This is a genomic window from Stenotrophomonas sp. (genome assembly GCF_036662295.1).
Classification (GTDB): Bacteria; Pseudomonadota; Gammaproteobacteria; order Xanthomonadales; family Xanthomonadaceae; genus Stenotrophomonas.
Window position 1 is genome coordinate 1 of the sequence record NZ_JAVWXA010000014.1, and the last position, 6618, is coordinate 6618.

General features: G+C 59.2%; 7 protein-coding genes. 1 reads left to right on the forward strand and 6 read right to left on the reverse strand.

The features are described 5' to 3' along the window. Positions 1-223 precede the first annotated feature (223 nt). The 4 genes from RSA25_RS04435 to RSA25_RS04450 are packed head-to-tail and all read right to left on the reverse strand — an operon-like array spanning position 224 to position 2902. Positions 224-790: an OsmC family protein gene (locus RSA25_RS04435; protein ID WP_004574805.1), complete on the reverse strand. Its 567-nt coding sequence runs from the start codon at positions 788-790 to the stop codon at positions 224-226. 14 nt (positions 791-804) lie between these two features. Further along, positions 805-1581, reverse strand: coding sequence for an SDR family oxidoreductase (locus RSA25_RS04440; RefSeq protein WP_004574804.1), 777 nt, complete (start codon positions 1579-1581; stop codon positions 805-807). A 59-nt stretch (positions 1582-1640) separates the two neighbouring features. Next, the gene (locus RSA25_RS04445) at positions 1641-2225 is read right to left on the reverse strand and encodes a TetR/AcrR family transcriptional regulator (protein WP_004574803.1); all 585 of its coding nucleotides are present in this window, start codon (positions 2223-2225) and stop codon (positions 1641-1643) included. Beyond that, positions 2222-2902: a cupin domain-containing protein gene (locus RSA25_RS04450; RefSeq protein WP_004574802.1), complete on the reverse strand. Its 681-nt coding sequence runs from the start codon at positions 2900-2902 to the stop codon at positions 2222-2224. Before RSA25_RS04450 ends, RSA25_RS04445 begins: the two co-directional genes overlap by 4 nt. A gap of 327 nt (positions 2903-3229) precedes the next feature. Here RSA25_RS04450 and RSA25_RS04455 point away from each other — a divergent pair, with 327 nt between their 5' ends. Continuing rightward, positions 3230-3973: a UvrD-helicase domain-containing protein gene (locus RSA25_RS04455; RefSeq protein WP_332807745.1), complete on the forward strand. Its 744-nt coding sequence runs from the start codon at positions 3230-3232 to the stop codon at positions 3971-3973. A gap of 135 nt (positions 3974-4108) precedes the next feature. Here the strand turns inward: RSA25_RS04455 and RSA25_RS04460 are convergent, their stop codons facing one another. Next, positions 4109-4387 carry a hypothetical protein gene (locus tag RSA25_RS04460; RefSeq protein WP_049397649.1) on the reverse strand — a complete coding sequence of 93 codons (279 nt, stop codon included), beginning with the start codon at positions 4385-4387 and terminating at the stop codon, positions 4109-4111. Beyond that, on the reverse strand, positions 4384-6618 hold a 2235-nt coding region (locus RSA25_RS04465; protein ID WP_332807707.1), incomplete at its 5' end, for a CusA/CzcA family heavy metal efflux RND transporter. The genes RSA25_RS04465 and RSA25_RS04460, both read right to left, overlap by 4 nt.

The following is a 6618-nucleotide window of genomic DNA, read 5'->3' on the forward strand; positions in this document are numbered from 1 at the left end:
GCACACCAGGCGTTACATCCAGTCAGATGGTGCGGTCGTCTTCTGAAAACGACAGAAGACTCTATTCTGACGGAGCTGCGCGGTTCTGCCTGACATCCAGTTAGGGTATACCTCAAATTGACACTGCGTATTCCAGAGAACGTGATGACGGAAGGTTGAACCTTCCGTCATAGCGCATCTGGTTTGGCCTCCCGTCAGCCAACCACGGGAAACACTGACTCGATCATTGGAGAATGGTCAGCTTGGCCTTGAGATCAATGGCTCTCGCGAAGTTGTGGTAATTCGGCGATGTTCGCTGCACCTGCGCGTGCAATGCTTTCAGCGCCGCCGAATCCGCCGACGACTCCATTTCGACCTCATACTCGACCTGGTCGTACCCTGGATTGATCCCAGGATCGATTCCAAGAAAACCTCTCAGATCGAGGCTTCCCTTCGTGCGGATAGTCAGCGATTGCAACTCGATGTTCATTGCCGCCGCATTTGCCGCGTAGGTTGCAGTCATGCATGCGTTCAACGCAGCCAGGATCAATTCTTGTGGATTAGCGGCCGTGTCGGTACCGAGCAATTCTGCCGGTTCGTCCGCGTCGATGACAAAGCCGCGCGCCAAGGCCGTGTCACCTAGTACGAGCGGCATGGTTCGCGCACGCGTCCGGGTGCCACCCTCCCAGGTTGTCACGACGCCGAACGTCGCGATGCCTGCGGCGGGCTTTGCTGCGACCTGATCTGCAAACTCACGCAATGCGCCGACGTTGATCCCGTTGCCGGGAGTTCCTTTAATGTTTGTGTTCATTTCTCGTTCCCCCATTATGTGTTACGCCCGGCCATCACGCCGCCGTCAACGTCCCAGATTGCGCCCGTCACCCATGCTGCCTTGTCCGACAACAGGAAGAGGATGACCTCGGCGACGTCTTGTGGCGTCCCAACCCTGCCGATTGGGTGGAAGCTGTTGAATCCCTGTAAGGCGCCATGAACCTCGGCCTTGGGTATGAATCCCTCGTAAATCGGCGTTTCGACAACCGCCGGAGAAACGGCATTGACCCTGATTTGTTTGGATGCCAGCTCCATCGCAAGGTGCTGGGTCAGCGAATGCAAACCTGCTTTTGCCATCGAATACGCGGACGACGGCGTAGCCGCAATCGCCTGCTTGCCCCACATCGAGCCGATGTTCACAATGGCGCCGGGACGCTCGCTGGCCACGAGATTGGCCACGACTTTTTGTGTGATGAAGAAGAACGCTTTATTCAACGTCAAATATTGTTCGTAATCACTTTCCGTGTGCTCAAGAAACGCCTTCGGGAAGAACACCCCAGCCGCGTTGACCAGAAGATTGATGTCCTTGTGGTGTTCATCGATGGTATGCAGGAGTCGCTTCACATCTTCGGCTCGCGAGAGATCGGCAGTCAGGGCGGTCACGGTGCCCAACGACGACAGCGCCTTGCGGGCCTCTTCGGCCTTGTCTTCACGGTGACCGACGATGACGACGCTTCCGCCTTGCTCAAGAACCATGCGGGCAGTTTGCAGTCCCATCCCGCTAGTGCCGCCGATGACCAACAACTTCTTGCCATTAAATTCAGTACTCATAATAATCTCCTTAACTACCAACTAAATGGTAGGGTTGTGTTGCAAAAAAAGTGCCGACCTCAGGTCAACACGGTGGAAAGAAAAGTGTTTCCAACTTCGGCCGGTCCGCGTGACGACCGCATGCCACGGCCCACCATCATCGAGCCTTCCAACGCGCACAAGAATGCCTCTGCGAGAGCCTCTGGGGTGGAATTCGAGGTGATCAGCGCGGCACGCTGACCATCGGCAACGACAAGAGTCAACCAGTCGAGATTGACTTTAAAGAATCGCTCGACCTCGCTCACAACGGCGTCCGGCAGCGAGTCCGACTCGGCACCCAACATGCCGCAGACACAAAGGCGCCGGTCCTTGGCGAAGGTGCGTTCGAAAAGTGCCGCATACGCAGTTAGCCTGTCAGGCGCTTTCGCATGCTGCCCTTCGATGCTCAGCAACTCCTCACGAAACCGGTGCGTATAGCGCTGTGCGACCACGGCCACGAGTTCACCCTTCTTGGGAAAGTGGTGGTGGATACTTGGTTTTTTGATGCCTACCAACTGGGCCACGTCGTCGTATGAGAAGCCGTTGTAGCCGTGCTGCTGTACCAACCCTTCAGCGGCATCGACCACCCGCTCGGCGGTCGGCGAGATTTCGGAGAAATGCTTCATGCAAGCGCCTCATTTGATTCGGCGACTGGCAGGTGGCCTGTCTTGACCAGGATGGTGCAGCCTGTATTGCTGAAGGGACGGTGAGCACTCAAATGCGGACTGCGCATCCATGTGCCGGTAGGGTAGCTTCCGAACTCATCCTCAAAGACGCCTTCCAACACATAGATTTCTTCACCGCCGTAGTGACGATGCGAATTGAATCGTGTCCCCGGGGCCCAGCGCACCAAAGCCGTATGTTGTGTGTCGAACTCAGAAAGTGGCATCACCGACAGACCCGGCACGAGGCCTGGAAACCAGGGGCCGTTACGGGTGTCGACCACGGTGCGTTGGCTGTCGGCTAGATCAAGATGGCGCAGCTTGACGAACAACGTGCAACCCGTCGCGGAGCTCGGTGCATGCGAAGAACCTGGTGGATTCTTGATGTAAGTCCCAGGCCCGAAGGTCCCGGATTCGTCGCTGAATTCGCCGTCCAGGACCAGAATCTCCTCGCCCAAGTCGTGCTTATGATTTTCAAAAGCGGAGCCCGGCGCGTATCGCACGATCGAGGTGGCACGCGCCACTTCGTCGCCATCACGCTCCAGTAACTGGCGTTGAATCCCGGTCGCTGGCGAATCGACCCACTGTAAGCTTGAAGGCTCGACGACAACACGCTGCGAAAGATCTGAATTGAGTTTCATGGCTTTATTTCATCTACCGACTACTTGGTAGGTAAGTTATAAGATCCCGATTTGTTTGTCAAATAGCTTTCGCCATTTTCTTTCATCCATTGAAAAAACAATGAATTGGTTACAAGAACTCGCGAAGCTTAGCGTACGATTTTTTCCGAATTCTCTATCGTCCCCTTGTATAGCTGGTACGGATTTCTGCTGCGCGAGTGTATTCGACCTTATCAGGCGGCACTGTGTCGCGAGCCACGGGTTGAATCGATTCAGTTCGTTGAAGGACGGACTAACAACCGGGCACCCCGCTCGCAGATTTCCCGCCACTATCTGGCAGGCGACAGGATGTACTCGGATCGGGCCTCGGATTTCGCCGTTCGTTGCGATGAGCTAACTCATGGTCAGGTCATCTCGCGCTTGGCGGACATGTACGACGAAGTGTACGTCGATGAAGTGCAGGACTTGGCTGGCTACGACCTAGATCTGATTGAGCGCCTGTTGAAGAGCCCCATCGGCGTTACGCTAGTGGGCGACACGCGCCAAGCGACCTACGCCACCAACTACGCGCCTCGGTACAGCCAGTTCCGCGGACCGAACTTGGCGACGTTATTCCAGCTTTGGGAGTCGCACGGCCTGTGCCAGATCGATCACCGCCTCACGAGTTTACGATGCGTGCAGGCCTTGTGTGATCTGGCCGACGCGCTCTATCCACAGATGCCCCGGACCCAATCAGGCAATGATCAGTTGACCGGTCACGATGGCATATACCTGGTCGCGCCCGAGCATGTCACTGCGTACATGCAGGAGTTTGCCCCAGCCGTGCTGCGGCATGACCGACGGCAGGCTTGCGATGGCCTACCAGCAATGAACTTCGGTCAGTCCAAGGGACGCACCTATAGCCGTGTGCTCATCTTCCCTAATGGGCCTTTGACGCAGTACCTGCGCACTGCCGACGCGTCCCGCATAACGGCGCCACCCAAGTATTACGTCGCCTTCACCCGGGCGAGGCAGAGTGTGGCGTTTGTGTATAACGGCACGTGCGCGCTTTTGGGCCACCAAGTCTATACCCCTCAAGCTCAAACGACTTAGCGCCGCAACAGTTTGCACGGACACGCAGTAGGCCCACGGACTGGGCATGGCTGACCGACGTGACGAGTACAGTGCTGGAGCGGCTGGCAACGTAGGGTAGCTTCGTGGCAACGATCTGTACGGGCTTTGCAGCGGTCACAATTTCTTCAAGGGCGCCGCCGTGGGTGGCGGCGGCACTGGCCCAGGGTCGTTGAAGGAAAGCACTGCCCGCTCGATGCCGAATTGATCGAAAAGTACCCGGGCGATCACAGCGTGGACCACGTCAAGGTCCACCGAGGGGGCAGCGACAGTGATGGTGGCCGCAATCGCGCGTCCAGGTGCCAGGCCTGGGACGAGCCGCAGGCCGTCTACCGCTTTCACGCCCGGGTCCGTGAACATCGCTGCCCGGACCTCTTCCAAATTGATCTCGTTCATGAGGTTGAGGGATCTTGGATAGCGCCATCGCCACGACTGCCGCGGTCGCGATGTAGCCAGCGGTACAGCACCGGCAGGACCAACAGCGTCAGCGCGGTCGAGGACACGATACCGCCGATTACGACCGTGGCCAGCGGCCGCTGTACTTCAGAACCAGCGCCTACGTTCAAAGCCATCGGCAGGAAACCAAGGGAAGCCACCAGGGCAGTCATCAAGACCGGTCGTAGTCGCCCCAGGGCGCCATCCCGGACAGCATCTTCGAGGGCGTCGCCTTGCTCACGCAGTCGGCGGATGAAGGCAATCATGACCAAGCCATTGAGTACTGCCACGCCCGAAAGCGCAATGAAGCCTACGCCCGCAGAGATTGACAGCGGAATTCCGCGTAGAGCCAAGGCGATTACGCCACCAGTCAATGCCAAGGGAACGCCACTGAACACGATGGCGGCATCCTTGGCCGAGCCGAAGGCCATGAACAGCAGGGCGAAGATCAGCGCCAATGTGACCGGGACAACTACCGCCAAGCGCTGGCTGGCCGAGATCAGCTGCTCGAACGTGCCGCCATAATCGATCCAGTACCCCTCTGGAAGAGGTACATCCTGGCCGATGCGGGTACGCAGATCGCCAACGAATCCGCCAAGATCACGCTCACGCACGTTGGCGGTGATCACCACTCGACGCTTGCCGTTCTCACGATTGATCTGGTTGGGCCCGCGCTCTACCTGTATCTTCGCCACTTCTCGTAGTGGAACAGTGCGAGGCCCACCGTTGGCACCAGCGGCTACACGGCTGGACTCATCGATACTGGTGCTCTCCGGCAGTGGAATGGGCAGGTCCGCAAGCACAGCCGGGTCTTGCCGCAGCGATTCGGGCAAACGCACCACCAGGTCGAATCGGCGGTCGCCCTCGATCAGCTGGCCAGCGACGCTACCGCCGATGGCGGTTGCCACCGTGTCCTGCACGTCACCCGGATTCAATCCATACCGCGCCAATGCCGCTGGATCTGGCGTGATGGTGAGCAGTGGTAGGCCAGTAACCTGCTCGGCCTTGACGTCTTCGGCGCCGGGGACCCCGCGCAGGACGCGCTCGACCCGGCTGGCCAGGCGGGTCAGCTGGTCAAGATTGTCGCCGTAGACCTTGACCGCAACGTCCGAGCGAACGCCGGAGATCAATTCGTTGGTGCGCATCTGGATGGGCTGAGTGAACTCGTAGTTGCTACCCGGGATCTCCTTGGCCGCCGCCTCCAGCTCTTCCACCAGCTCGGCCTTGGGTTTGCGCGGGTCGGGCCATTGGTCGCGGGGCTTGAGCATCAGAAAGGTATCGGCCATGGAGGGGGGCATCGGGTCGGTGGCCACTTCGGCGGTGCCGATCTTGGAGAAGATGTTGGCCACCTCCGGGAACTGGGCCAAGCGCTTCTCCAGCGTTTCCTGCATGGCCACCGACTGCTCCAGACTGGTGCCGGGGATACGCATGGGCTGCAAGGTGATGTCGCCTTCATCCAAGCTCGGCACGAACTCCGAGCCCAAGCGGGTGGCCAGCACGCCACACCCCACCACCAGCACGGCCGCGCCTGTCAGCACTACGACACGCCGCCGCAGCGCCCACTCCAGCAGCGGCGTGTAGCGGGCACGTGACCAGCGCATCAAGCGGTTGTCGTGCTCGGCCACACGGCCGCGCAGGAAGGTGGCAATTGCCGCCGGTACGAAGGTCAGCGACAGCACCATCGCACCGGTCAGGGCCAAGACCACCGTGATCGCCATCGGGTGGAACATTTTTCCTTCCACCCCGGACAGCGCGAAGATCGGCAGGTAGACCGCCGCGATGATGCCTAGACCAAACAGACTGGGGCGAATCACCTCAGCCGTGGCCGAGGCGGTCAGATCAAAGCGCTCTTCGTCGTTGAGCTGGCGGTCCAGTGCGTGTTGCGCCTCCCCAAACCGGCGCAGACAGTTCTCGATGATGATCACCGCCCCATCCACGATCAGGCCAAAGTCCAGGGCGCCCAAGCTCATCAGGTTACCCGACACGCCGCCACGCACCATGCCGATAATGGTGAACAGCATTGCCAACGGGATCACTGCCGCGGTGATCAACGAAGCGCGCACATTGCCCAGCAGCAGGAACAGCACCACCACCACCAGCAGCGCGCCTTCGATCAGGTTCTTGGACACCGTGCCGATGGTGCGATCCACCAGCGCTGTGCGGTCATAGACGGCCTTTGCATGCACGCCAGC

Excerpts from the sequence above, each read along its gene's own strand:
- RSA25_RS04435 (WP_004574805.1), bottom strand. The coding sequence starts at position 790 with ATGAACACAAACATTAAAGGAACTCCCGGCAACGGGATCAACGTCGGC.
- RSA25_RS04440 (WP_004574804.1), bottom strand. The coding sequence starts at position 1,581 with ATGAGTACTGAATTTAATGGCAAGAAGTTGTTGGTCATCGGCGGCACT.
- RSA25_RS04445 (WP_004574803.1), bottom strand. The coding sequence starts at position 2,225 with ATGAAGCATTTCTCCGAAATCTCGCCGACCGCCGAGCGGGTGGTCGAT.
- RSA25_RS04450 (WP_004574802.1), bottom strand. The coding sequence starts at position 2,902 with ATGAAACTCAATTCAGATCTTTCGCAGCGTGTTGTCGTCGAGCCTTCA.
- RSA25_RS04455 (WP_332807745.1), top strand. The coding sequence starts at position 3,230 with ATGTACTCGGATCGGGCCTCGGATTTCGCCGTTCGTTGCGATGAGCTA.
- RSA25_RS04460 (WP_049397649.1), bottom strand. The coding sequence starts at position 4,387 with ATGAACGAGATCAATTTGGAAGAGGTCCGGGCAGCGATGTTCACGGAC.